Annotated in this window: 23 protein-coding genes and 1 riboswitch; of the genes, 19 read left to right on the plus strand and 4 right to left on the minus strand. The window is 52.2% G+C overall.

Going from position 1 to position 23316, the window contains the following annotated elements; all coding sequences use genetic code 11:
* Positions 1–112: 112 nt before the first annotated feature.
* Positions 113–1213 carry an AI-2E family transporter gene (locus tag ACTJKB_RS08745; RefSeq protein ID WP_440833288.1) on the minus strand — a complete coding sequence of 367 codons (1101 nt, stop codon included), beginning with the start codon at positions 1211–1213 and terminating at the stop codon, positions 113–115.
* A gap of 159 nt (positions 1214–1372) precedes the next feature.
* On the opposite strand from ACTJKB_RS08745, the gene ACTJKB_RS08750 reads away from it, so the two are divergent.
* On the plus strand, positions 1373–1846 hold the full coding sequence (locus ACTJKB_RS08750; protein WP_440833289.1) for a hypothetical protein: 474 nt from the start codon (positions 1373–1375) through the stop codon (positions 1844–1846).
* A gap of 20 nt (positions 1847–1866) precedes the next feature.
* Here the strand turns inward: ACTJKB_RS08750 and ACTJKB_RS08755 are convergent, their stop codons facing one another.
* Complete coding sequence (locus tag ACTJKB_RS08755; RefSeq protein WP_440833290.1) at positions 1867–2160, minus strand: hypothetical protein; 294 nt, start codon at positions 2158–2160, stop codon at positions 1867–1869.
* A gap of 385 nt (positions 2161–2545) precedes the next feature.
* Here ACTJKB_RS08755 and ACTJKB_RS08760 point away from each other — a divergent pair, with 385 nt between their 5' ends.
* The 14 genes from ACTJKB_RS08760 (at position 2546) to ACTJKB_RS08825 (ending at position 16622) form a co-directional block, all read left to right on the plus strand.
* Positions 2546–3307, plus strand: a complete 762-nt coding sequence (locus tag ACTJKB_RS08760) for a DeoR/GlpR family DNA-binding transcription regulator (protein WP_440833292.1) — start codon at positions 2546–2548, stop codon at positions 3305–3307.
* A gap of 32 nt (positions 3308–3339) precedes the next feature.
* The gene (pfkB, locus tag ACTJKB_RS08765; RefSeq protein WP_440833293.1) at positions 3340–4251 is read left to right on the plus strand and encodes a 1-phosphofructokinase; all 912 of its coding nucleotides are present in this window, start codon (positions 3340–3342) and stop codon (positions 4249–4251) included.
* A 37-nt stretch (positions 4252–4288) separates the two neighbouring features.
* Positions 4289–6220: a PTS fructose transporter subunit IIABC gene (locus tag ACTJKB_RS08770; RefSeq protein WP_440833295.1), complete on the plus strand. Its 1932-nt coding sequence runs from the start codon at positions 4289–4291 to the stop codon at positions 6218–6220.
* A gap of 177 nt (positions 6221–6397) precedes the next feature.
* Positions 6398–7243: an STM4015 family protein gene (locus ACTJKB_RS08775; protein WP_440833297.1), complete on the plus strand. Its 846-nt coding sequence runs from the start codon at positions 6398–6400 to the stop codon at positions 7241–7243.
* On the plus strand, positions 7243–8487 hold the full coding sequence (locus tag ACTJKB_RS08780) for an STM4014 family protein (protein WP_440833874.1): 1245 nt from the start codon (positions 7243–7245) through the stop codon (positions 8485–8487). The genes ACTJKB_RS08775 and ACTJKB_RS08780 overlap by 1 nt, the downstream gene beginning before the upstream one ends.
* Positions 8484–9269, plus strand: coding sequence for an STM4013/SEN3800 family hydrolase (locus ACTJKB_RS08785; RefSeq protein ID WP_440833298.1), 786 nt, complete (start codon positions 8484–8486; stop codon positions 9267–9269). The genes ACTJKB_RS08780 and ACTJKB_RS08785 overlap by 4 nt, the downstream gene beginning before the upstream one ends.
* Positions 9270–9305: 36 nt before the next feature.
* Positions 9306–10691 carry an STM4012 family radical SAM protein gene (locus tag ACTJKB_RS08790; RefSeq protein ID WP_440833300.1) on the plus strand — a complete coding sequence of 462 codons (1386 nt, stop codon included), beginning with the start codon at positions 9306–9308 and terminating at the stop codon, positions 10689–10691.
* Complete coding sequence (locus tag ACTJKB_RS08795) at positions 10688–11560, plus strand: STM4011 family radical SAM protein (protein ID WP_440833302.1); 873 nt, start codon at positions 10688–10690, stop codon at positions 11558–11560. The genes ACTJKB_RS08790 and ACTJKB_RS08795 overlap by 4 nt, the downstream gene beginning before the upstream one ends.
* Entirely contained in the window at positions 11557–12081 is a 525-nt protein-coding gene (gene cysC / locus ACTJKB_RS08800; RefSeq protein WP_440833303.1) for an adenylyl-sulfate kinase, read from the plus strand. Before ACTJKB_RS08795 ends, cysC begins: the two co-directional genes overlap by 4 nt.
* A gap of 152 nt (positions 12082–12233) precedes the next feature.
* Positions 12234–12734 (plus strand): Crp/Fnr family transcriptional regulator, encoded by a 501-nt coding sequence (locus ACTJKB_RS08805; RefSeq protein ID WP_074085378.1) that lies wholly within the window; start codon positions 12234–12236, stop codon positions 12732–12734.
* A 339-nt stretch (positions 12735–13073) separates the two neighbouring features.
* Complete coding sequence (locus ACTJKB_RS08810) at positions 13074–13745, plus strand: YitT family protein (RefSeq protein WP_440833305.1); 672 nt, start codon at positions 13074–13076, stop codon at positions 13743–13745.
* A 176-nt stretch (positions 13746–13921) separates the two neighbouring features.
* Entirely contained in the window at positions 13922–14713 is a 792-nt protein-coding gene (locus ACTJKB_RS08815; protein ID WP_440833306.1) for a TIGR00266 family protein, read from the plus strand.
* 234 nt (positions 14714–14947) lie between these two features.
* Positions 14948–15646 (plus strand): response regulator, encoded by a 699-nt coding sequence (locus ACTJKB_RS08820; protein ID WP_440833308.1) that lies wholly within the window; start codon positions 14948–14950, stop codon positions 15644–15646.
* Position 15647: 1 nt separating this feature from the next.
* A complete protein-coding gene (locus ACTJKB_RS08825; protein WP_440833309.1) occupies positions 15648–16622 on the plus strand; it encodes a sensor histidine kinase in 975 nt (324 codons plus the stop codon).
* 115 nt (positions 16623–16737) lie between these two features.
* On the opposite strand, the gene ACTJKB_RS08830 is transcribed toward ACTJKB_RS08825, so the two are convergent.
* The gene (locus ACTJKB_RS08830) at positions 16738–17172 is read right to left on the minus strand and encodes a MarR family winged helix-turn-helix transcriptional regulator (RefSeq protein WP_074110751.1); all 435 of its coding nucleotides are present in this window, start codon (positions 17170–17172) and stop codon (positions 16738–16740) included.
* 118 nt (positions 17173–17290) lie between these two features.
* Positions 17291–18328 carry an NADH:flavin oxidoreductase/NADH oxidase gene (locus ACTJKB_RS08835; RefSeq protein ID WP_440833310.1) on the minus strand — a complete coding sequence of 346 codons (1038 nt, stop codon included), beginning with the start codon at positions 18326–18328 and terminating at the stop codon, positions 17291–17293.
* A 188-nt stretch (positions 18329–18516) separates the two neighbouring features.
* On the opposite strand from ACTJKB_RS08835, the gene ACTJKB_RS08840 reads away from it, so the two are divergent.
* The 4 genes from ACTJKB_RS08840 to ACTJKB_RS08855 all read left to right on the plus strand — a co-directional run bounded on the left by ACTJKB_RS08840 (position 18517) and on the right by ACTJKB_RS08855 (position 22866).
* Positions 18517–19287: an ABC transporter ATP-binding protein gene (locus ACTJKB_RS08840; RefSeq protein WP_440833312.1), complete on the plus strand. Its 771-nt coding sequence runs from the start codon at positions 18517–18519 to the stop codon at positions 19285–19287.
* Positions 19262–21211 (plus strand): ABC transporter permease, encoded by a 1950-nt coding sequence (locus tag ACTJKB_RS08845; protein ID WP_440833313.1) that lies wholly within the window; start codon positions 19262–19264, stop codon positions 21209–21211. Before ACTJKB_RS08840 ends, ACTJKB_RS08845 begins: the two co-directional genes overlap by 26 nt.
* 14 nt (positions 21212–21225) lie before the next feature.
* On the plus strand, positions 21226–21849 hold the full coding sequence (locus ACTJKB_RS08850; RefSeq protein ID WP_440833315.1) for a DedA family protein: 624 nt from the start codon (positions 21226–21228) through the stop codon (positions 21847–21849).
* Positions 21850–22005: 156 nt separating this feature from the next.
* Positions 22006–22866, plus strand: coding sequence for an undecaprenyl-diphosphate phosphatase (locus ACTJKB_RS08855; RefSeq protein WP_440833317.1), 861 nt, complete (start codon positions 22006–22008; stop codon positions 22864–22866).
* A gap of 202 nt (positions 22867–23068) precedes the next feature.
* A riboswitch (cobalamin riboswitch) is annotated at positions 23069–23282 on the plus strand.
* Positions 23283–23316: the final 34 nt, after the last annotated feature.

Below are 23316 nucleotides of genomic sequence, written 5' to 3' on the forward strand. Positions count from 1 at the left end.
TTATATAGACGACAGCCGATCCGGGAATTCATCGGTCTTATGGATTTGGAAGCCTAAATTTTGAAAAATAACTTAGAGCCTTTAATAATATAACCGAAGCTGTTGCTCAGGGTCACAGCTGCTCTTCTTTGGTAACGACAACATCTTCGACCCGTTCGGCAATGATAATCTCGTAGATCCGCAGGAAAATGATTTTGAGGATCATATAGACTGGAAGTGCGATCAACACACCGATGATGCCAAAGAAATCGCCACCGATCAGAACAAGAACGACGGTGGTCAACGGATGCACGTCCAGTGATTTGCCGTAAATAATCGGAGACAGCACATTATCCTGGATTTGCTGGGCAACTACAATGATTACCAGTGACCAGATGGCCATCGTCGGTGATTCAATGAAGCCTACGATGACGACAGGAATTGCAGCGAGCAGCGAACCGACATACGGAATGAAGTTTAGCGGAATGGAAATGATGGCGAGCAGCAGGGAGTAAGGCAGGCCAATGATCAGGAAACCTACATAGAGCATGGCCCCCAGGACCACGTTCAGCAGCACTCGTGTAACGATGAACCCGCTCAGTGCGCTGTCAATATCCACCAGCATGTCTTGCCCTTCCTTACGGTATTTTCTGGGTACCAGACTAAGCAGGATCGGCGAGAGCTTATGCCCGTCCTTTAGCATGTAATAGAGAATAATGGGCAGGGTGGCAATCACAACAACGATACTGGACACAACACTGATCAGATTGGTCATCGAATTGCTAACCCAGGTGATGGCATCGTTCAAATATCCCGAGAGCCTTGCTGACAGATCAGCATCCCCTTTGAAGAAGCGGGAGAAGGTGGGGTCGTTCTGCAACTTGGTGAATTGATCCTGAAGTCCCTGCACCAGAAAAGGTGTATTGTCGATGAAATTCTGGATCTGCTCACGCAGCGTTGGCCAAACCAGCGCCCAGAAGAGCACAAACAGACCTGCGAATGCGACATAGATGAGGAGTATTGAGAGCATACGGTTCAGCTTTTTGCTCTCCAGGAAATTGACGAGCGGGCGTAGCAGATAATACATGAAACCGGACAGCATCATCGGCACAAGCAGAAGATTGAAGATCGCTACCAGCGGTGAGATGAGAAAAATGACTTTGGAGCCCAGATACAGTATCGTCAAAAAAGCGATAATGGCCAGGCATGTTCTGAAATATTTACTTTGTAGCACTGTAGCACCCCCTAATTCTCTCGATTATAGCATTTATGTATCGATTCTATCTTTATAACCGAATTAAGAGGGATTGATTCAATACCTTTAGGTGCAAATCTGAACCGGGTTTAGGTACCTGATACGGCGGTTAATATCGCATGAACAGGAGGGATGACAGTGACGAAACTGGTTCTGGGGATATTTGAACATCGGAGTGATGCCATCCTTGCAATAGAGGACGTTTGTGCGCACGGAATCAAACCGAAACAGGTCTCGGCTGTAACGAAACAGAAGAATACGCTTGAGATCATCAGCCATGATACGGGGATTGGCCGGACAGAAGCCGGCGAAGGGAATGGAGGTTTGTTCGGAACCGCCAAAGGTCTCGGTGTAGGGCTGGATATGCTGCTTGATACTGCTGTAGCAGCGGGTCCTGCAGCCCGTAAACTGGCGGGGGCGGATCTGGATGGGGATGGTCTTGACGTCAGTCTGATCGGCATCGGAATTCCCATGGAAGATGCAAAGCTCTATGCAAGACATGCCGACAAGGAACATGTTATTGTCATCGTAGCTCTGGAGGAAGAGCAGAGCCAGCAGGAGGTAGTCTCCTTGTTCGAGCTGCATCATACCATTCCGCTAGACGCTCCGTAAGGCCCTCAAAGTATAGATACTCAACGCGGTGAACGGTTTTTCCGTTTCGCCGCTTTTTTTTTCCTGGATTGCACGAACAGAATCGGATCTACGCTGACCTTACCACCGGTTTCTTTGGATACCTGTTTGGCTTTTACGAGCGATAAAAAGGCGAAAATTTCACCTAGTGCCGCCAGGCCCGCCGCAATAATGGCATAGTCTTCCGCATCCAGCTCTTCAGCTTCGACGGGGGTTGCATTATTGTTTTTAGTGGTATTGCCGTTATTCCCACCAGTCCCGTTATTCCCGTTTCCCAAGTAGTTATTATGAGCCATCGCCTCTTCACCTGCTTTTTCCCATATGTAATATAAAATATGTAAAAGTGTGCCGGGTTGAAATAGGCAATTGAGAGGATATTTCGAAGGCCTATTTCTCATGCGGATTTCATCCTCCAAATGAGCTGACCCGAGCAACTGATATGTTCAAATGGTATTCCAAATCCCCTGTATATCTTTGCGGTCTAAAGACGAAAATAAACCAAATAAAAATTGCTTTACTACGTATGAAAACGCTGTTATAATCACAAGTGAGCAGAAACAATCACAAACAATCAATAATAATCACCGAAGATCATAATTTCTGCTCATTTCGATCATGTTTCTCTAAAGTCACGAAATACAAGGTTTCATATTTTGCCGCTGTTCACAAGGAGTGAGCGCTATGTTTGAAGAGGAACGAAAAAGGAGCATTGTCCAGTTTGTAGAGAGGCATACCCGGGCGTCCGTCCAGGAGCTCAGCCAGGAACTGGGAGTGTCAGAGTCCACGGTACGCCGGGATTTGAAGGAACTTGAAGAATCGCGGCTGCTGAAACGCACGCATGGCGGAGCGGTTTCACTGCAGAGTGTCAATTTTGAAGCGGCGATTCCCGATAAGGCGGACCGGTATCTTGATGAGAAGCAGCGAATCGCACACAAGGCTGTAGAGATGATTCAAGATGGTGACGCTATTCTTTTGGACGGTGGAACAACAACACTGCAAATCGCCAAGGCACTGAGAGCATTCTCAAATCTTAAGGTAATCACCAATTCGATGATTGCCCTGAATGAGCTGAAGGATTGCCATAATATCGAGGTTTCGATTACAGGAGGACTGCTCCGGCAGGATACCTTGGCTTTTGTAGGGCCGATGACGGAGCGTTCGCTGGAAATGGTGCGTGTGGACAAAGCGTTTCTGGGTACGAACGGATTGGATTTACGCGAAGGCATCACCACTCCGAACATGCTGGAAGCTGCGACCAAGCGCAAAATGATTTCCGTAGCTAAGCAGGTCATTCTGCTGGCCGACCATAGCAAAATAGGGCAGGTTTCCTTCTGTAAGGTGGCTGACCTGCGGGAGATGGATCACTGCATTCTGGATAGAGAGACACCTGAAGGCTTCATTCGCGGGCTGAAAGGCTTGGACCTCGGCTACACCTTGGTGTGAGGACAAGAAAACCATAATAAAGAGGGATAACCATGATCTATACTGTGACGCTTAATCCTTCCATTGACTATATCGTGGAAGTTGAAGATTTGAAGCTTGGCAGTCTGAACCGGATGACACGCGACCTCAAGCTCCCTGGTGGCAAAGGTATTAACGTTTCCCGTGTACTGAACACGCTAGAGGTACCCAATACGGCCACCGGTTTTCTGGGGGGGTTTACCGGGAGATACATCGAGCAGTGGCTGAGTGAAGAGAACATCTCCAGTGACTTCGTAACGGTAAACGATGATACCCGGATTAACATCAAGCTAAAGGCCGGTGAAGAGACGGAGATTAACGGAACCGGACCGGTGATCCGGGATACAGAAGCGGAAGCTCTGGTGCTTAAGCTGGAGGCACTACAGGCAGGCGATAACCTCGTTTTGTCGGGCAGTGTGCCACCTTCGCTGGGAGGAGCCTTCTATAGCAGACTGATTGACATATGCAAGCGTAAAAAGGCCGAATTTGTCATCGATACCACAGGCCAGGCACTGAAAGATGCGCTTGCGCTGGAACCGCTTCTTGTAAAGCCTAACCATCATGAACTGGCAGAACTGTTCGGGGTCAGAATCAACACAAGAGACGAAATTATCACTTACGGTCGCAGATTGATGGAATTGGGAGCACGTTATGTTTTGGTTTCCATGGCTGGTGAGGGAGCACTCTTCATCTCAGATCAAGGCGTATATTATGCCAATGCACCGAAGGGCAAGGTGAAGAACTCCGTAGGAGCAGGAGATTCAATGATCGCCGGATTTGTGGGTACGCTATCTATGACTGGAGATGTACTGGAGGCTTTCCGGACAGGCGTGGCTTCTGGCAGTGCGACAGCATTCTCAGATGACCTTGCAGAGAAAGCACTTATCGGGCAGCTTCGGTCACAGATTGAAATTGAACAGATTTAACCAAGCAGTACACATGTGATTAAGGGAGTGGATTGTAATGAAAATTACAGATCTGATGATAAAAGAAACAATGATCATGAACCTTAAGGCGGTGTCCAAGGAAGCGGCGATTGATGAATTGATTGCCAGCCTTGCGTCCAGCGGACGGATTAATGATCCCGTATTGTTCAAGGAAAAGATTCTGGCACGCGAAGCGCAGTCCAGCACGGGAATTGGCGGGGGAATCGCCATGCCGCATGCTAAGACCAAAGCGGTCAATGAAGCCACAGTTGTGTTCGCCAAAAGCGCTGCGGGTGTGGATTATGCCTCTTTGGATGAAGAGCCTGCAAAGCTGTTTTTCATGATTGCCGCTCCAGAGGGAGCTGGAAATATGCACCTGCGCACACTGGCTGCATTGTCCAGGCTGCTCATTGAAAGCGAATTCATTGAAGCATTAATGAATGCCCGGACGCCTGACGAAGTCGCTGCTCTATTCGATGCCAAACAAGCCGAAGCAGAAGCTGAGGCCAAGGCGAATGAAGCAGCCGGCACTGGTGAAACCAAACCGAAGACTCCCGAACGTGTAATTGTGGGCAACCCGGATTCGCAAAGCTTTGTCGTTGCTGTAACCGCTTGTCCGACAGGGATTGCCCATACCTATATGGCGGAAGACGCACTGAAGAAAAAAGCCAAGGAAATGGGCGTAAATATCCGCGTGGAGACGAATGGGTCGGAAGGCGCTCAGAATGTACTGACTCCGGACGAAATCGCCCGGGCCACCGGTGTAATTATTGCCGCCGACAAAAAAGTCGAGATGGCGCGTTTCGCCGGTAAGCCGGTGCTGCAAAGACCGGTAAGTGACGGTATTCGTAAGCCTGAAGAGCTGATCACCAAAGCCATTAAGGGAGAGGCTCCAATCTACCGGAGCGAGGGACGCGGCGGAGATGAGGCTCCGGCAGAGAAATCCGGCAGCGTCGGAAGCAGAATCTATAAGGATCTGATGAATGGTATCTCGCATATGCTGCCGTTCGTGGTCGGCGGGGGGATTCTGCTGGCTATCTCGTTCCTGTTCGAGCAGATGGCGAGTGTTGATAATCCGATCGTCAAGCTGCTACAGACGATTGGCGGCGGAGATGGAGCCTTCCATTTCCTGATTCCAATCCTGGCCGGCTTCATCGCGCTCAGCATCGGTGACCGTCCTGCCTTGATGCCAGGTATGGTCGGCGGGTATATGGCCCTCAATTCCAATGCCGGTTTCCTTGGCGGCCTGGCTGCCGGTTTCCTGGCAGGTTATGTGGTCATTATGCTCCGCAAAGCCTTTGCCGGCCTGCCTAAGACGCTTGATGGATTGAAGCCGATTCTGCTCTACCCGGTGTTCAGCCTGCTGATTACCGGCGGGATTATGTTCTACCTGTTCGATCCGGTGTTCAGCTGGTTAAATGAAGGCCTGATCAGCGCACTCAACAATCTGGGAACAGGCAACGCAGTTCTGCTGGGTCTGGTTCTCGGGGGCATGATGGCGATTGATATGGGTGGACCGTTCAACAAAGCCGCTTACACGTTTGCCATTGGCGTATTTACCTCCAGCGGCAACACCAACGGATTGATGATGGCGGCAGTTATGGCCGGAGGGATGGTGCCTCCACTGGCTATCGCCCTTGCCACTACCTTCTTTAAGAATAAATTCACCGAAACAGAACGTAAATCCGGTCTCACGAACTATGTGCTCGGTCTGTCGTTCATTACGGAAGGGGCAATTCCATTTGCCGCAGCCGACCCGATGCGTGTACTGACCTCCTGTATCGCAGGTTCAGCCGTTGCCGGTGGTCTGACCCAGTTGTGGAAAATCAACGTGCCTGCACCGCATGGCGGTATCTTCGTAGCCGCACTGTCCAGCAATGCCTTGCTGTTCATCCTCGCCGTCCTGATCGGTTCTGTGATCTCCGGATTGACGCTTGGTCTGTGGAAAAAGCCGCTGAAGAACGGCTGAGCATAGCATAATCCAATGAGGTTGCCCGAAGTCATTCGTTGACGGGGCAGCCTCTTTGCTATGCAGCCGGGTAAGGCTTGGTACTTTTTACCTAAAGCCTCTGGATTGATTTGACCAACCCTCATGCAAGATGTTAGGGTAATTTGAAGAGCCAAAATTTGCCGGGAGGGATTATTCATGTCGGAAGTAAAGCTTGCGATTGGGTACGATGAATTTGAAGCTGGCCAGCGGATAGCGGAAGCGATTGAACGTTTAAGCGTGAGTCCTGAAGCAGCCTCACTAAGCAGCCTTATTATTGGAGACTGGGGCCAGGCCTATGAGAACAGCTCGGAGGAGGTTGTTGAGGAGCTCGTGAAGTACAGTGGAAGCTTTCCGGCTCTGCGTAAGCTGTTTATCGGCGAGATGGGCTATGAGGAATGTGAGATCTCATGGATTACTCAAAGTGATCTTTCTCCGCTCTTACCAGCTTTCCCGGGGCTTCAATCGCTCACGATTCAGGGCGGGAATGACTTGAGCCTGAAGAACCTGGAGCATGACAAGCTGGAAGAACTGATTATTATTACCGGGGGCCTGGGGAAAGGTGTTCTGGCTGAGATCGCGGCTTCTAAGCTGCCGAATCTGCGCAAGCTGGAGCTGTATCTTGGAGTGGATAATTATGGCTTTGATGGTAGTCTTGCGGATCTGACTCCGCTTATTGAGCCGGGCAAGTTCCCCCAGCTTACTTACCTCGGCCTGAAAAACAGCGAAATTCAGGATGAAATCGCCAAAGCAGTTGCTGATGCCCCTATTCTGGACCAGCTCGATACACTTGACCTATCACTTGGGACTCTTAGTGATGAAGGAGCGGAAGCGCTTCTGGCCAGCGAGCGGATAAAGGGCTTGAAGGCGCTCAACCTCAGTCATCATTTCATGTCAGAAGAAATGGTTGCACGCTGGCAGAAGAGCGGTCTGCCTGTTGATGTCAGCGACCGGCAGACCAGCGATGATGATGAAGACTGGCGGTACCCTTCCATTACCGAGTGATGAAGGAGACACGGCCGCTGGTCGTCATCGGGATTCCCGGTGACAAACGGACTGGCGGAATTCAGCAGGCAATAAGCCGTCTCGGACTGCCGCCGGCGATCATCGTGCCTTATACCGGACTGCTGGCAGGGCAAACGCTGGCCGGGCTGCTCGAAGCGGAGGGAATCCTGGATAGGCAAAACAGGTTAACCTCCGGCATGCGCGCTCCGCTGCTCCGGCTGGATTCGCCAGGGGGCAGCTTTGAGGTGGAACGGGCCCTGATTGCGCTGGGAGCGCCCGATGCCGGGGATTACAGTGATGCTCTGCATCCCTTCGGGCAGGAGCTTGATCCCTTTCCGCTGAGTTACAAAACGGCCGGCAAGCTCCGGGAAATGCCTGGTGTTCTGCACCATCCTTCTCAATGGTTTCGCGGGTATTGCCGCCTGCTGGCCAGGCTGCGGGAGGAAGCAGCCCTCATTTTTCCAGAGGCTTGGTGGCTGAATGATCCACAGGATATTGCGGCGATGACCGACAAACGGCGCACCCAGCAGCTACTGGCATCCGCCGGTGTCAGGATTCCCCGGCCGCTTGGTGGAGAAGGGATACTGGCAGATTATGCCTCCGTCCGTGAACAGATGATCCGGCAGCGGATGCACCGGATTTTTATTAAGCTGGCCTGCGGGTCTGCTGCTTCCGGTGTTATCGCCTACCAGATGAACCCGTCTACAGGTGCGGAGATTGCTGTGACCACCGTGGGAGTAGAACATTATATTACCCGCCCGCCTGTCTATTATAATTCCGGCAAGCTTCGGCGTTATACCGACAGCCGCACGATTGCCGGATTGATCAACTGGCTCTGCCGCCACGGCGTATATGCCGAGCAGTGGATCCCAAAATCAGCCGCAGGAGGAGCTTCGCTCGACATCCGTCAGCTGGTGGTGTTGGGCGGGGCCTGCCACTCCATTGCCCGGGTAAGCTCTACGCCTATCACGAATCTTCATCTGCGCAGCCGGCGGATGACTCCGGCAGAGGCCGGTCTTTCCGGGGACGTTCAGGAGGAAGTGCGGGATACAGCGGTACGGGCGCTGGCGGCTTTTCCCAAGTCTGCAGTCGCAGGAATAGACGTCCTGGTATCCGCCGGCTCCAATAAAACCTATGCCGCTGATGTGAATCCTTTTGGTGACTTGCTCTATAACGTAGAATATCAGGGCTTCGGCACTTATGAGTGGGAGCTGAAGCAGTTAATAAAGGAAGGACACTTATGACAGACATGAATGCCATTGTCGGCAGCCACGATCTGCTGATGATCACTCTCGATACCCTTCGCTATGATGCGGCGGTCCTGGAGGAAGCGAACTGCCCCAATCTGTGTGGCAGCGGCTCCTGGGAGAAAAGACATACGCCGGGGAGCTTCACCTATGCGGCTCATCATGCTTTTTTTGGCGGATTTCTGCCTACCCCGGTTACTACGGATAAATCACAGCATGTAAGGTTGTTCCATTCGCGGAATACCGGAATGAAGACCCATCCGGACACCTGGCTGTTTGATACGCCGGATGTGGTGTCTGGGCTGGCCGCCGAAGGCTACCGGACCGTTTGTATCGGGGGAGTCATTTTTTTTAGCAAAAAAGTGCCGCTCGCCCGTGTCCTGCCCGGTTATTTCCAGCACAGCTACTGGCGGATGACCTTCGGTGTCACGAATCCCCGCTCCACAGAGCATCAGGTGAACCATGCCCTTAAACTGTTGAAGGATACGCCGCAGGATCAAAGGCTGTTTATGTTTCTCAATGTTTCGGCGATCCACGGCCCGAGTCATATCTTTGTGCCGGGTGCCCGGAAGGATTCCGTCGACACCCAGCGCGCTGCACTGCGATATGTAGACGGAGAGCTGGGCCGGTTGTTTGATGCATTTCGTCAACGCGGCAACCCGGTGTTCTGCCTGGCTTTTTCAGATCATGGCGAGGCTTTCGGCGAAGAAGGCTACCATGGACACCGGCTGGCGCATGAGACCGTATGGAATGTTCCGTACCGGGAGTTTTTTCTCTAGCCAGTAACCGATTGTACCCGAAAGGATGGTGAAAGTATGACGTCGACACAGCATCCCCTGCACCTCCGCCATGACGAAAGAACCCCATTCCCTTCGGAGGAGGTCATGCAGTGGAAAGAACACATTACCGCTTATCCTTACCGCAATTATCTCTATTCTTATCCGCACAAAACCGCTTACCGCGACCTGGAGCCACCGATTCCGCTGGAGCCGCTCTGGCAGGAGGAGCCTGCAGAGACTTTTTTCCTGTACATGCACATTCCTTTCTGTGGGGCACGCTGCGGCTTCTGCAACCTGTTCACTTTGCCTGACAAGCGGGCGGAGGTGCACACGGTGTACGTGGATGCATTGGAACGGCAGGCACGGCAGTGGGCAGCATTCACCGGCGGCAAGCCGTTTGCCAGATTCGCCATCGGGGGCGGGACACCCAGCCTGCTTGAGCCAGTTCAGCTGCGCCGGCTATTCAGTATTGCTGAGGATATCATGGGCCTGGACTTAAGCGCGGCTTCCCTCTCGGTTGAAACCTCTCCCGAGACGCTCTCAGAGGAGAAACTGGATATATTAAAGGAACATAAGGTAGACCGGGTCAGTATGGGCATCCAGAGTTTTGTTGCTGCCGAGTCAGCCGCCATATTCCGTCCGCAAAATCCGGATACGGTATACCGTGCACTGGAGCTGCTGAAAAAGTATGATTTTCCGATCCTGAATCTGGATCTGATCTATGGGCTTCCAGGCCAAACTGTGGAATCCTGGCTGTTTTCCCTGCAGCAGGCGGTGCAGCATGAGCCGGAGGAAATTTTTATTTATCCGTTGTATACGCGTGATCATACGATTGTGAAGCCGGAGGATATGCGGCGCCAGACGGACATCCGCCTTGAGTGCTACAAGACGGCTCAAAGGGTCCTGGCTGACCATGGCTACACGCAATACTCCATGCGGCGCTTTGCCAAGGATACAGCCAGATCAGGCAAAACCATCCTGGATTACAGCTGTCAGGAGGAAGGAATGGTCGGACTGGGCTGCGGGGCCAGATCCTATACCCGGAATGTGCATTATGCTTCCCGTTACGGGGTCAGCCGCAAGGCTACAGAGAGCATCATCGCGGATTACGTCGCGGCTGAGCGCTATGATACCGCAGATTACGGCATTGTGCTGAGCCTTGAAGAGCAGAAGCGGCGTTACATTCTGAAGGCGGTGCTGCACAGTGAAGGACTGAAGCTTGCCGATTATAACGGGCGCTTTGCGTCCTCCTTGTGGAGCGATTACCCTGAGCTGAACCTCCTGCTGCAGAGCGGCCTCGCCCTGGATGAAGAGGGAGTATTACGCTTGACCCCGGAAGGACTAGGCTACTCGGATTCGATCGGCGACTGGTTTATTTCGGGCGACATCCGGGAGCAGATGGAAAGGTTTGTTTTGCCATGAAGGCTGTTCTTTACTACCGTGGCTCTCTCACCTCCTGCAACTATGATTGCCCGTACTGTCCGTTTGGCAAGACCAGAGACAGTAGTGCGCGCCTCGCCAAGGACCGTGAGGAGCTGGAGTCCTTTGTCCGCTGGGTAACCGCACAGGGAGCTGAAGGCCACCGGCTGTCCATCTTCTTCAATCCTTATGGAGAGGCCCTGATCCACCGTTGGTACAAAGAGGCTATGGTCACACTCTCCAATCTGGAGCACGTAGACAAGGTGGCTATTCAGACCAATCTGTCGGCCGGGCTGGATTTCACCGCCGGGCTGAACCTGCAAAAGGCAGCCTTCTGGGCAACCTATCATCCGGGACAGGTAACGGAGCAGCGGTTTCTGGCCCAATGTATGGCTGTGTATGAGCAGGGTATACCTTTTAGTGTGGGGAGCGTCGGGTTGCACAGTGCCTTTGCGGCGATAGCTTCACTTCGAGAAGCCCTGCCGGAGGATGTCTATTTGTGGGTAAATGCTTATAAGGACAAGCCTAATTACTATACACGGGAGGATATCGCATTCCTTACCGGTATAGATCCGCATTTCGTACTTAATACGAGAGACTACGAAAGCTTAGGCAAAGCCTGTAATGCAGGAAGCAGTGTGTTCTATGTGCAAGGTTCGGGTCAGGTTAAACGCTGCTATAAGGACAGAGGGGTGATTGGCAGCCTGTACAGGGATGGTCTTCAAGGTCTATCGGCGGAACGAAGCTGCAGGATGAAGGTTTGTGACTGCTATATCGGCTATATCCATATGCCCGAGCTGCAGCTGCAGCAGATATACGGTTCCGGACTGCTGGAACGAATTCCTTATAGAGTCCCGGAGGGAAGAGCATGAGTGTGCAACCAGGAATAACCCTATGGCTCACAGGGCTGTCAGGGGCAGGCAAATCAACGATTGCCGCGCTGATCACGGACAGGTTACGGGCTGAGGGTCAGGCTGTGGAATGGCTGGACGGAGATGAGCTGCGGCGCAGCATCGGCCACGGGCTGGGATTCAGCCGGGAAGACCGCTTCGAGAATATCCGCCGGGCAGCCTATGTATCAGGATTGCTGAACCGGCACGGTGTGATTACGGTGATCTCGCTGATCAGCCCTTATGCGGAGATGCGGAGCTATGCCCGTGATATGCTTCCGGATTTTGTGGAAGTCTATGTGGAGTGTCCCATGGAGATCTGCGAAGCGCGGGATGTCAAAGGTTTATATGCCAAAGCCCGCCGTGGCGAAATTCTCTCTTTCACCGGGATCTCCGATCCTTACGAGGTCCCTGTCAGTCCTGACGTGAAGCTCTGCACGGCGGAGCAAACGCCGGAGGAATGTGCCACCGAGCTGCTGACATGGCTGAAGAAGCGGCAGTAAAGAGCAGTCTGTCCTGTGTGATTAAGGGTAAGCGATGGCTGAGTGCCTAGTCATTTTGACAAAACAGTGCCCTGCCTGCGATTTCGGACAGGGTTTCTTTTCAATTTGTAGAATAGAGTCATACATACTGAGAATATAAAGGAGAGAGCGGGATGATTTTGCACAAAGGAGAGGTCTTGTTCCGCCAAGGGGATGCCTGCCAGAATCTGTTTCAGGTGAAGAGCGGACTCTTCAAGGTAACCCGGCTGCATGAGAATGGGAACATCGTACTGTTCAATCTCTTGTACCCCGGGGAAACCGTCCCCCATCATTCACTTATTTCACCGAAGGAGGCGCATGGAACAGCTGTAGCCATGATGAAAAGCGAAGTGGAGCTGATTCCGGCAGCAGAATGGTACCGCGAGCTGCGTGAGGATCCGGATAAAGTCATGGAAATCGCCCTGCTGCTTCAAGAGAAGGTGCGTTTCATGCAGACCCGTCTGGATCACCTTACGGTGGGCACTCCTGGAGAACGGCTTGCGTTGCTGTCACGCTGGCTTCTCGAGTATTCACATGGCGCAGAGCTGACGGATTTATTGACACAGGAAGAGATCGGCCAGCTGATCGGAGTGAGGCGTGAGACGGTCAACCGCCTGCTGCGGAGTCCGGGCTGACAAAGATTTTACAAAGTGCTGTATGCTTTTTAATGGAAATGTGTTTAGAGAAGCACTCTAGCGTGGTATAATCTATTCAGAACACATCAAATTAGAGAAAGGATCAGGATACCATGTGTCCCCGAAGGACGATTCCCCAAAGGACGATTTGGAAACGTTATGATCTGTCTTATACTTAGCTTCCCTGTAGAAAGTGCGCGTACCGTTGTTATTTGACGTTAGCCGCCTCTGCGAGGGAAGGGAGTATTGTATGCGAAGGAGCAACACATCCTCCGGTCAGACCCGTCGTAGAGGCTTGGAATACGTCTAAGCCGCCATCTACAATAAGGGGAGACCTGTATGAGGAAACAAGACAGTGGCATGCGATTGCCGCTTCGACTAACTATTATTTTGTCCGGAACATTTCTGCTTGCATTTACGTATTATCACATCAATTATCAGAATCATTTGACCGAGGGTGGTTTCGTAGGTTTGTCGCTGCTCGGCAAATATGTACTAGGTATTTCGCCATCTTTGTCTATTCTAGTCTTAGACATACCAGTACTTCTAATCGCAATGATCTTCAAGGGAAAAGCGTTCGTGTGCAATACCTTCATCTCTGTAGGAGCCTTCACGGTATTCTACAGCTTGATGGAACGTTATTCCGGATGGGTGATCAACTTGCAGGATAACTTGCCGCTTGCGGCGCTGTTGTCCGGCGTACTGACAGGTCTAGGAGCGGGAATGGTCCTGCGCGGCGGCGGGGCAAGTGGCGGTGATGATATTTTGTCACTGCTGATCAGTGAATGGAAGGGTATTAAGGTAGGAACCGTATTTATCCTGATGGATGTTATCGTTCTGGCATTATCGCTTTTCTACATGCCTCTCAAGGAAACGCTGTACACCGTAATGGCAGTAGTCGTTGCAGGCTACGTTATTACGTTTACAACCTCACTTGGCAGACCTAAGCTGAGCAAAGCACCGAAAATTCAACCCGCACTAAGCAAACCGCATGATGGTACAGTAATGTGAACAGTTTCAAATTACCCCCTGTTATGGGGATAAGCGAAAGGTCAGCCAGATTAACACTCGGGCTGGCCTTCTTTGTTGTATAGAGATAGTGAAACCAGTGAAGCACGTGGAGCGTATATATCTCAGCCGTACAAACATAGGATTACATAGCAGACCTAAATTTGGGAGGAATAACAATGAGTGCTCATGAGATTGACTACGTGATTATGGGTGAGGAAATACAGTGTGTCGAGATACAGCTTGATCCAGGCGAAAGTGTGATTGCCGAGGCCGGAAGCTTCATGATGATGGACCCGGAAATCTCGATGGAGACGATTTTCGGTGACGGTACCGGATCACGTGGGGGCGGGCTGATGGGCAAACTGATGGGCGCAGGCAAACGCCTGCTGACCGGTGAGAGTCTGTTCATGACAGTCTTCACACACAGTGGAGCCTACGGTCGCAAAGGGGTTACCTTTGCCGCGCCTTACCCTGGCAAAATCATCCCTTTGGATCTTCAGCAGCATGGGGGAAAGATCATCTGCCAGAAGGATTCCTTCCTCTGTGCAGCCAAAGGTGTATCGATCGGCATTGAATTCCAGCGCAAGCTGGGTGCAGGCTTCTTCGGCGGTGAGGGCTTCATTATGCAAAAGCTGGAGGGAGACGGCCTTTCCTTCGTTCACTCCGGGGGCTATGTCATGGAGCGGACGCTGCAGCCGGGTGAGACGATTAAGCTGGATACCGGCTGCCTCGTGGCTATGACCTCCTCTGTAGATTATAATATCGAAATGGTCAAAGGCGTGAAGACAGCGCTCTTCGGCGGCGAAGGTTTGTTCTTTGCCACCCTGCGCGGACCGGGCAAGGTGTGGGTACAATCGCTGCCGTTCAGCCGGATGGCAGACCGTATACTGTCTGCTGCCGGTCCTTCAGGACGCAAGGAAGAAGGCAGCATTCTCGGCGGCCTGGGCAATCTGCTGGACGGCAAATAGGCTGTACAGACCGCTGGCCGGTTGCCTTTACTCCTTAACAATGAAACAGCCGTCTGCCGGAGTACTCCGGTGGACGGCTGTTTTTGCGCGGGTTCTGGTGCGCAACACCTTCCAGGCGGGATTCCATCATGGGATGCTCAGGAACTTCACCTCACATTTGACTACTATGCAGGGACTGTATATATTATGGGGCAAACCCCTTAGCGGTCTTATACTGCAAACCGGAGGCCTGATATGTTCAAAATTTTCATTATCGAAGACGACCGTGGACTGGTGACGCTGCTCCAGGATTATTTACATAAGTTTGGCTATGAGACGCAGGCTGTGCGTGATTTTGAAGCGGTCCGGACGGAATTCGAGCAATTTGCTCCCCATCTGGTGCTGCTGGATGTGAATCTGCCGAAGTTCGACGGTTACTACTGGTGCCGCCAAATCCGCGGACTCTCCACCTGCCCGATCCTGTTCATCTCCGCCCGTGATGGCAAAATGGATCAGGTGATGGCGCTGGAAAACGGCGCTGATGATTACATCACGAAGCCGTTCGATTACGAGATTGCGCTCGCCAAAATCAAGAGCCATCTCCGCCGGGCCTACGGCTCCTATGCCGGAGGCGGTACTGAGCGCAGCCTGACCGTGTCGGGGTTGATGCTTGATGTGGAGCGTCTGGTCCTGTCGCGGGGCAGTGCCAAGATTGATCTCAGCCACACCGAAGCCAAAATTCTTGATGAGCTGATGCAAAAGGCAGGCACCCTCGTGACCCGCGACCGGCTGCTGGAGAAAATATGGGATGATCAGGCTTTTGTCGATGACAATACCCTGAATGTGTATGTGACCCGGGTGCGCAAAAAACTGTCGGCGCTGGATATCGCGGACGGCCTCCAGACGGTACGCGGTCAAGGCTACAGGCTGTGCGAGAACTGGGAGGAGGCGTAGCATGAAGCTCTTTTTGCGGGAACAGATGCCGCTTATTATTATTTATCTGGCCCAGCTTTCAATGATCACACTGGTCTATCGGCTGGACGGGGGCAGCGGAGTGAATGTAAGCCTGTATGCGGGCTTGCTAAGCACTTGTCTGCTGCTGGCATACCTGGCATACCGCTATTTCTCCAACCGTTCCTTCTACGAACGTCTGCTGAATCTGCCGTCTTCGCTGGATGACTCCGGCGGACCTGCCCAGAATACTCCGCTGGCGGAGAGCCTGCGCAGCCTGCTGGCTCACCAGTTCCGCCTGTATCAGAATGACCTGCACAGCTACCGCCACAAGCTGGAGGAGCATATTCACTTCATTAACCAGTGGGTGCATGGTATGAAGACCCCGCTGTCGGTTATCCACCTTATTATTCAAGACAAAGACGGTCCGCCTTTTACGGCGATAGGCGATGAGCTGGACCGGCTCAAAAAAGGGCTGGATACCGTACTCTATACCGCCCGTCTGGACACGTTCGAGCATGATTTCTATGTGGAGCGGCTGGAGCTTTCGGCTATTGTGCGGAGCGTAACCTCGGAGCAGAAACGGCTGTTTATCCGCAAACGTGTTTTTCCGGCCGTTTCAGTTGAGGACGGTGTGTTCATTACCTCAGACGAGAAATGGCTGTCCTTTGTGCTGACACAGCTGATTACCAACGCGCTGCGGTATACGGTAGAGGAGGGACGATTTGTGCATTTTCACGGGTATGCAGGGGAACAAGGCAGACCTGTGCTTGAGGTACGGGATGAGGGCGTAGGCATTCCGCCAGGAGATTTGCCGCGTGTGTTCGATGCCTATTTTACCGGTGTTAACGGCCGCAGCTTCCAGGAATCTTCCGGGATGGGCCTGTATTTGGTGAAGCAAATCTGCGGTAAGCTGGGACATCACGTGGATATATCCTCCGAGGTGGGGGCGGGAACTACGGTCCGGATTATGTTTTGAGTGAACGGAATCAAGTAAGGCAATGAACTGCAACCATAAAAACCTGCCGTCTCCAATATGAGACAGCAGGTTTTTATGAAAATATATGAATTTTGGGGTGAGCCCGGCTTGGGTGCTATTGCTGCGGGAGGTCCAGCATCTGCTCCAGCAGCAGCTTGATCTCCGCACGGGGAAACGCTTCACGAAGCACTTCATTCACCGTCACTTGCGCGCGGTCCACCTTTTCCTGGCCGAAAGGGGTCAGAGAGGTATAAATGCTTCTGCGGTCGTCGTCACAGACCGTCCGTTGCAGTGCGCCGCAGCCTTTGGCTTCGAAGCGGCTGACCAGTCTGGAGACGGCACTCTGGCTGAGCCCAACCATAGATTCCAGCTGCTGCAGGCGCAGCTTCTTCTCCGGTGCTTCGGACAGGAAGTACATCAGATAGAATTCATTCAGAGACCACCCAAAGCTCTCCTGCAATTTGGCTTCAAGTTCACCTGCAACCTTCATTTGTATATGAGTTAAGCTTAACCAGCCTGTGATTACGCCACCCTCAAGAGAATTTTTCATCTACACCATTCCTCTCCCGGATGTATGTCATAAGATGATATTTTTGTACATTATAACATTCCAGGCCCCGGTTTGTATAAGGAACGGCGAGGGAATCGCTCTGGATTCTGGGAGGAGGTTATCTCCGGGTACGGGGAAAGCCAAGTTCGTATTGCTTGGGCAGTCCGGCATCTTTTCCGAGCTGAACACCGGCTTCCAGGGTCCAGTACGGATTTCTCAGCATGCCCCGTCCCACAGCGACGAGATCGGCCTCATCGTTACCGATAACTGCGTTAGCCAGAACCGCCTCATCCAGGCGCCCTACTGCAATGACAGGAACATTCAGCTCCTGCTTGAATGCACGGGCAAGCGGTACCTGATAGGCAGCATGAGTTCCCGGCTGGCCTTCAGCAGCAATGGCACCTTCACCACCCGCACTGATATGAAAAATATCCGCGCCTGCTTCCTTATAGATTTTGCCAATCTCGATACTCTCGCGAATGCCATAGCCGCCTTCTACATACTCCTGTGCGGATATCCGCATAATCAAAGGCATGCCCTCTGGCATTTCCTTTTTAGCTGCCTGAATGACCTCTTTGCCGAACAGCGTCAGATCCTGGCCATATTTATCAGACCGCTTGTTGGTCAGCGGGGAATGGAACTGGTGGATCAGGTAGCCATGTGCGCCGTGAAGCTCAATCACATCGAAGCCCGCCTGAATGGCGCGCTTAACGCCTGCCTGGAATTTCTGAACCATCGTTTGTACTTCTTCGGTGGTCAGCTCACGCGGAGTTTTGAATTCCGAATTAAAGGGAATTGCAGAGGGAGCCACCGGTTTAGGAGCATCCTCAGCTTTGCGTCCGGCGTGGGCAATCTGGATGCCTACCTTGGCACCGTAAGCGTGGCAAGCTTCAACGATTCTCGCCAGTGCGGGGATTTGCTCATCTGACCACAGCCCCAGGTCATAATCGGAAATCCGGCCATCCGGATCGACATCGGTCATTTCAATGATAATAAGTCCGGCACCGCCGACCGCGCGGCTTACATAGTGATTATAGTGCCAGTCTGTGGCGATACCGTCTTTGTCCGTGACGGAATATTGGCACATGGGCGGCATAACCACACGATTCTTCAGCTTCAAATTCTGCAGCTCATAGGGGGTAAATAAGTCCTTCATTTCAATCTCTCCTCGTAAATTAAATAAATGTATGCTCATGCATACAAATATAATCGCTTTGCAGATGAATGTCAATTATCCTTAGCGGCTTACAATACTGTAAGGTAGTTGTAAGTTTCAGAAATAGCAGCTGCTGTTTACACTTTATATAATGAAGGCAGACCAGGGGAAAGAAGGAGCGGAAGCATTTGCCCATCTTAGATGTCCATAATCTATCCAAAATATATGAGGGCAAAGTGTCGATACACGCCCTAAATCATATCCGTTTTGCTGTGGAGAAAGGTGAGTTCGTGGGAATCATGGGACCATCGGGCAGCGGCAAAACTACACTGCTCAACGTGATTGCCACCATCGACGAACCCACCTCGGGGGAAGTGATGATCAATGGCCGGGACCCGAAAAGCCTGGGACGCAAGAACAAAGCGCTGTTCCGCCGCAAAGAGCTCGGGTTTGTCTTTCAGCACTTCAATCTCCTTGACACGCTGACTGTGGAAGAAAATATTGTGCTGCCATTGACACTTGCCGGAGTCTCCGTGAAGGAGATGGAGTACAGACTCACAGAGGTGTCGGACAGACTGGGCATCAGCACTCTTCTGCACAAACGGCCTCATGAGATCTCCGGCGGACAGATGCAGCGGGTGGCCATCGCCCGGGCCACGATCCACCGGCCTGCACTGATTCTGGCTGATGAACCGACGGGCAGCCTGGATTCAAAAGCCGCAAACGAAGTAATGAATCTGTTAGCCGAGGTGAATGAGGCGGAAGGAGCCACGGTGCTGATGGTCACACATGATGCGGTAGCAGCGAGCTTTTGCCACCGCGTGATCTTTATCAAAGACGGGCGCTTCCACAGCGAAATGTACCGGGGCACCAGCCGGGCCGCCTTCTTCCAGAACATCATCGACATGCTGTCGCTGCTGGGAGGAGCGGGCCATGACCTTCCGGCAGTTCGCTTATAGGAATGTAGCACGAAATAAGCGGAAATATGCCGCGTATTTTGTCAGCAGCGCGTTTTCGGTCATGGTCTTCTTTCTGTGCGCACTGTTCATTTATCATCCGGCGATTTCACACGATATGATTATGGGAACAACGGCAAATACGATGATGGTGGCCGAGGGAATTATTTATGTCTTTTGTTCTCTGTTCGTTCTAGTATCGGTAGGCTCTTTCCTGCAGTCACGGAATCTGGAGTTCGGGATTCTGCTGATGCACGGAATGACCAAACGGCAGCTGAACCTGATGGTATTTCTGGAAAATATGATGATTGGCGGATCTGCCATCCTCACCGGCACGCTGCTGGGGCTGCTGCTAGGCAAGCTCTTCCTGATGATCGGGTCCGGGTTTCTAGGCATCCCCCCACTTACATTTCACTTGTCCTGGCAGGCGCCGGTGCTTACCATCTGCAGCTTTGTTTTGCTGTTCATGCTGATCTCGCTGTCTACTTTTGTTTTTATAAGGAATGAAGCACCGCGCGGCCTGTTCCAGGGCGGGCACAGAGGGAATGCGGAGCCAAAGGTATCCAAGGGGCTGGCGCTGATCTCAGGTCTGTTGCTCCTCGCCGGGTATGGTCTGGCGGCTGCCACGACGGCCGCAACTGTAGAGATCATGATGGTTCCAGTGGTGCTGATTACTGTATTCGGCACGTATCTTTTCTACACCCAACTCAGTCTGTATATCGTGGGAATGCTGCGGAAGCTGCGCCGCTTCTATTGGAAGCATACGCATATTCTCACGTTCTCAGGTCTTTCGTACCGGTGGAAGGACAATGGCCGGATGTTTTTTATGGTCACTATCGTATCGGCGGTTTCCTTTACCTCGGTGGGAGTCTTCGCATCGATCCACACACTGTCGCGGGAGCTGAAGCTGGATTATCCGGCGGCTGTCGGCTATGTAGCCAAGGGCGGGGGGCACGCTTCCTCGGAAGAGAAGGACCTGAGGGGGATTACTGCAGAGCTGGAGCGGCTGGGTTTGACTTACGAAACCCTGCGGATTCCGCTCAAAGTCGCGGCGGTCGTTTCACAGACAGGTCCCGACCATACACATCAGCTGCCTCTGATGTCTTACAGTAATTACAAGCTTGCTCTGGAGCATGCGGGCTTCAGCTCGAATGAAGCGCCGCTGGAAGGCAATGAAGGCCTGGTGATGATCGGTTCCCAGCGCGACCGGAGTCTGACCGCAGAGCGCTTCAAAGCAACATATACGCTCAAGCAAGGAATCCAGATTGAAGAGACCGGCTATACGCAGCATGTGCCGGTTGCCGAATATCTGCTGCCGGAGCTGGATGGCAGGGGAGGCGGCGATTTTAGCGGACTGGTGATCAGCGACAGTCTGTACAGCCGGGTGATTCCTGTGCAGCAGGATTGGTATACCGGCTTCTATGTGGATGATTTTGCCCGGACGGTGGGGGTGGCTTCAGAGCTCGCTGCCAAAGGGAAGGTTCCCTATGAAGAAAAGTCTGCTTATGCCGTCGTGATCAGCGGAACCTTATTTGAGATTCAGCGCACGCTGTACAGCACCATGCTGTTTGCTTCGCTGCTTGTCGGAACCGTCTTCTTCATCGCTGCCGGCAGCTTCCTCTACTTCCGTCTTTATATGGATCTGGATCATGACCGCCTGCAGTATTCCACCCTGTCCAAAATGGGTCTGACCGACCAGGAGCTGGACCGTATTGCGACGCTGCAGCTGGCACTCATGTTTTTCATTCCGGTGCTGCTGGCGGTTCTGCATAGCCTGTTTGCTTTTATTGCGCTGCAACGGCTGTTCTATCTGTCCATCGCTGCCGAGACCGGAGCAGTGCTGACCAGTTATCTGGCTGCCCAGACACTGTACTTCTTCTTCATCCGCAGCCGCTATTTGCGCAACCTCAAGAAAAATCTCATCTAGATGGAGGGAATCGAATGAAAACCTGGATTACAGATATTATGGAGCAGTTCGGATATGCCGGTATTTTTCTGATGCTGGCGCTGGAAAATGTCTTTCCTCCCATACCTTCAGAGGTCATCCTGCCCTTTGGCGGGTTTATGACTACAACCTCCGGACTCACGATACCGGGTGTGCTCATTGCCTCTACGGCGGGTTCTTTGCTGGGTGCAGCCATTCTGTATTGGATCGGCCGGATGCTGGATGTCAGCCGAATGGAGCGGATCGTGGACCGATATGGAAAATGGATACGGATCAAGAAAAGTGATATCCGCAAGGCCGATGCCTGGTTTGACAAATACGGCTACTGGACGGTGCTGTTCTGCCGGATGATTCCGCTGGTGCGCAGCCTGATTTCGATTCCGGCAGGGATGTCGGGAATGAAATTCGGATTGTTCATGTTGTTTACAACCATCGGCACGCTGGGCTGGAATACACTGCTGATCCTGCTGGGTGCTGCCCTCGGAGAGTCCTGGGAGGACATAGGCGGGTATATAGAAGCATACTCCAGCGTGGTCTACGCCCTGATTGCCGGAGGAATTCTCGTGCTGGGACTGATGTATTTGCGTAAACGCCATACCGCCGGCAAAGCCCGCGGCTAACAATATCAACCATGTCTATGCTTCCGAAGCGAGTTTTGAACGAAGTGATTTCATAGATGTGATGCTCACAAAACTAAGTTTATGCTTCCGAAGCGAGTTTTGAACGAAGTGATTTCAGTAGATGTGATGCTCACAAAACTTTTAGGAGGAGATTCTATGGAGCTTTTGACTATAATTAAAGCAATCATATTGGGTATTGTTGAAGGTTTGACTGAATTTGCTCCGGTATCCTCCACGGGTCATATGATTATTGTCGATGATATGTGGCTGAAATCGCAGGAATTTCTCGGAAAATACACAGCGAATACGTTCAAGGTAGTGATTCAGCTGGGCTCCATCCTGGCCGTGGTGGTGATTTTCCGCAACAGGTTTATTGATCTTCTGGGTCTGAAGCGGTTCAGCCGCAAAGAGCTGACAGCGGTGCCGGAAGGGCAGCCTGCAGTGGAAACCACGGGACGGCTGAAGCTGGCACAGGTGCTTGTGGGTCTTATCCCTGCTGGGGTGCTGGGTTTTCTGTTCGAGGATTATATTGATGAGCATCTGTTTTCGACCTCAACGGTGCTGATTGGTCTGGTCGTCGGAGCGATTCTAATGATCTGCGCAGACCTTTTCGCCCCCAAAAAGATCAAAGCGGAGAGTGTCGACCAAATTACATATAGGCAGGCGCTATCGGTCGGTCTGATCCAGTGTTTCTCGCTATGGCCAGGGTTCTCCCGTTCCGGATCAACGATCTCCGGTGGTGTTCTGCTCGGAATGAGCCACCGTGCCGCTGCCGACTTCACCTTCATTATGGCGGTGCCGATTATGGCTGGAGCCAGCCTGATTTCACTGCTGAAGAACTGGCAGTATTTCACTCTCGATGCGCTGCCGTTCTTTATTGCCGGGTTCATCAGCGCCTTTCTGTTCGCGCTGCTGTCCATGCGTTTCTTCCTGAAGCTGATCAACCGCATCAAGCTGCTGCCGTTTGCGATTTACCGGATTGTTCTTGCTGTGGTGGTTTATCTGGTTTGGTTCTAGAATAGAAAAGAATAATGCGGGCGGTGCCTTCCTTGGAGGGTATCGCCTTTTTGTCATGAGGACTGATCAAGATTCAGATGCCCAATCGGGCAAAAAGCTGCTTTGCTATAGCGAATGTGTATAGCTGGAATCGGCGGAATCTGTTGCAGATGGTAAAAAGGGTACAGTATGATGGCATCAGACTAAAGGATGAAGTTTTGAAAAGCGAATATAGGAGACAGGTGCCGGACGGAGTGAACGTAGCTTTTGTCCAGCTTAATAGGGAAGTTCGGTTCGAAACCGACGCGGTCCCGCCACTGTAACGGAAGAGTTCCAGCTAAATGTGTCACTGGCAGACAGGTAGATCCAGCCGGGAAGACTTGCTGAAGAACGATGACTCCGATAGCCAGGAGACCTGCCTGACTCTGAAGCACTGCAGTACCTACGGAAGATAGGGAGGTGTTCGGACGT

Source organism: Paenibacillus sp. 22594, from assembly GCF_052044425.1.
In the GTDB taxonomy this organism is placed as follows: domain Bacteria; phylum Bacillota; class Bacilli; order Paenibacillales; family Paenibacillaceae; genus Paenibacillus_AQ.

Excerpts from the sequence above, each read along its gene's own strand:
- ACTJKB_RS08795 (WP_440833302.1), top strand. The coding sequence starts at position 10,688 with ATGAAGGCTGTTCTTTACTACCGTGGCTCTCTCACCTCCTGCAACTAT.
- ACTJKB_RS08825 (WP_440833309.1), top strand. The coding sequence starts at position 15,648 with ATGAAGCTCTTTTTGCGGGAACAGATGCCGCTTATTATTATTTATCTG.
- ACTJKB_RS08805 (WP_074085378.1), top strand. The coding sequence starts at position 12,234 with ATGATTTTGCACAAAGGAGAGGTCTTGTTCCGCCAAGGGGATGCCTGC.
- ACTJKB_RS08790 (WP_440833300.1), top strand. The coding sequence starts at position 9,306 with ATGACGTCGACACAGCATCCCCTGCACCTCCGCCATGACGAAAGAACC.
- ACTJKB_RS08820 (WP_440833308.1), top strand. The coding sequence starts at position 14,948 with ATGTTCAAAATTTTCATTATCGAAGACGACCGTGGACTGGTGACGCTG.
- ACTJKB_RS08760 (WP_440833292.1), top strand. The coding sequence starts at position 2,546 with ATGTTTGAAGAGGAACGAAAAAGGAGCATTGTCCAGTTTGTAGAGAGG.
- pfkB (WP_440833293.1), top strand. The coding sequence starts at position 3,340 with ATGATCTATACTGTGACGCTTAATCCTTCCATTGACTATATCGTGGAA.
- ACTJKB_RS08855 (WP_440833317.1), top strand. The coding sequence starts at position 22,006 with ATGGAGCTTTTGACTATAATTAAAGCAATCATATTGGGTATTGTTGAA.
- ACTJKB_RS08785 (WP_440833298.1), top strand. The coding sequence starts at position 8,484 with ATGACAGACATGAATGCCATTGTCGGCAGCCACGATCTGCTGATGATC.
- ACTJKB_RS08815 (WP_440833306.1), top strand. The coding sequence starts at position 13,922 with ATGAGTGCTCATGAGATTGACTACGTGATTATGGGTGAGGAAATACAG.
- ACTJKB_RS08845 (WP_440833313.1), top strand. The coding sequence starts at position 19,262 with ATGACCTTCCGGCAGTTCGCTTATAGGAATGTAGCACGAAATAAGCGG.
- ACTJKB_RS08770 (WP_440833295.1), top strand. The coding sequence starts at position 4,289 with ATGAAAATTACAGATCTGATGATAAAAGAAACAATGATCATGAACCTT.
- ACTJKB_RS08780 (WP_440833874.1), top strand. The coding sequence starts at position 7,243 with ATGAAGGAGACACGGCCGCTGGTCGTCATCGGGATTCCCGGTGACAAA.
- ACTJKB_RS08830 (WP_074110751.1), bottom strand. The coding sequence starts at position 17,172 with ATGAAAAATTCTCTTGAGGGTGGCGTAATCACAGGCTGGTTAAGCTTA.
- ACTJKB_RS08835 (WP_440833310.1), bottom strand. The coding sequence starts at position 18,328 with ATGAAGGACTTATTTACCCCCTATGAGCTGCAGAATTTGAAGCTGAAG.
- ACTJKB_RS08810 (WP_440833305.1), top strand. The coding sequence starts at position 13,074 with ATGAGGAAACAAGACAGTGGCATGCGATTGCCGCTTCGACTAACTATT.
- ACTJKB_RS08850 (WP_440833315.1), top strand. The coding sequence starts at position 21,226 with ATGAAAACCTGGATTACAGATATTATGGAGCAGTTCGGATATGCCGGT.
- cysC (WP_440833303.1), top strand. The coding sequence starts at position 11,557 with ATGAGTGTGCAACCAGGAATAACCCTATGGCTCACAGGGCTGTCAGGG.
- ACTJKB_RS08755 (WP_440833290.1), bottom strand. The coding sequence starts at position 2,160 with ATGGCTCATAATAACTACTTGGGAAACGGGAATAACGGGACTGGTGGG.
- ACTJKB_RS08775 (WP_440833297.1), top strand. The coding sequence starts at position 6,398 with ATGTCGGAAGTAAAGCTTGCGATTGGGTACGATGAATTTGAAGCTGGC.